The 1,316-nt window shown below is 43.6% G+C and carries 1 protein-coding gene; it reads right to left on the bottom strand.

The features are described from left to right. Positions 1–10: 10 nt before the first annotated feature. A complete protein-coding gene (locus I6E38_RS14800; RefSeq protein WP_042517111.1) occupies positions 11–1,216 on the bottom strand; it encodes an ISL3 family transposase in 1,206 nt (401 codons plus the stop codon). Positions 1,217–1,316: the final 100 nt, after the last annotated feature.

Here is a 1,316-nt window from a genome sequence, read left to right on the forward strand (position 1 = left end):
GGTTCTTCCGTTAAATGCGTAGACGCTTGTCGTGTAGAGCGTATAGCTTTAACGTGAAGAATTCATCATTTCTGAATCCATACATTTGTCTTTTCAGCACTTTAATCTTGTTGTTTATACCTTCAGTAGGGCCATTTGATATCGGGTAGTCATACCATGCAAGTATATATGGCTTGTAGGCCCGCAAGGTAGCAGCCATTTTGACCAATGGCTGTATTTTTGAATCCATGGCCTGCCGCACCCATTCGTTTAGCACCAATTCTGCATCATCCTTGTTGGTTTGGTTCCATATTTCCCTCAAGTCTTCTTTCAGGTAATATGCAATCATCAACGGTTCATTCAAGTTCAGCACATTGTCAAGTCTTGTCTTGTATTTTGCGTCAAAGATGTCGTTGCCGTTTCTCAGCAATATCCAGCGCGTGCCCTTGATTACCTTACGCTTGTTAACGTCTTTCTCAGCATGCCACAACTGGCGGCGCAACTGGTCTATCCTTTCATTCATGAGCTTTACCACATGAAAATGATCCACGACAAGAGAGGCATTGGGGAGATTTGCCGTTACCGCCCCCGTATAAGCAGACGACAAGTCTGTGCATACGGCTTTTATGTCATTCTTTCTGTCTCCGAGCTTGTTCCAGAATTCCTCAAGCGAAGCCTTGCCGTTACCGTCACCTACAAAGACAATCCGCCCGGTTTCCAAGTCTACGACTATCGTCTTGTAGACTTGTCCCTTGTGGGTAGCGAACTCGTCTATGGATATGTATCTGAGGTTTGAAAGGTCCGGGCTGCCATACTCCTTTTGCAGGAACTCCATCTGTATGTTCCGCACCATGTCCCAAGATACATCCAGGAACCATGCAATGTCCTGTATAGTTGCAAAGCGCGACAAGTCTATAACCATATTGGCGAAAGCGGTCGTATGCCTGCGCTTGCCTTTTGCGAAATCGACATCCTCGTTCTTTATGCAGCCACAATCAGAACATTTGACACGTTGGATCTTCATCTCGACGAAAGTCTTTGAACAACCTATCGGCACGCTCACAAAGCGTCTGGCCGTGAAACCATTACGGACTACATTATGGCTTCCACACTCCGGACAGCAAAGTTTGTCTGATGGAGTTTGGATATTCAAAACTATTTTATTACTTTCGCAACGCATATCCAAACATTCTTGCAAGGATATGCCAAAAGCTTTATGCATTATGCTGGCATTCATTTATCATTGAGTTTGGTCACTACAAAGATAGATGATGCCAGCTTTATTTTTATCATAATATAAATATTTTTTTTCTATCTATGCATTTAACGGAAGAACC

The sequence above is a fragment of the Leyella stercorea genome (assembly GCF_021531355.1).
Lineage (GTDB): Bacteria > Bacteroidota > Bacteroidia > Bacteroidales > Bacteroidaceae > Prevotella.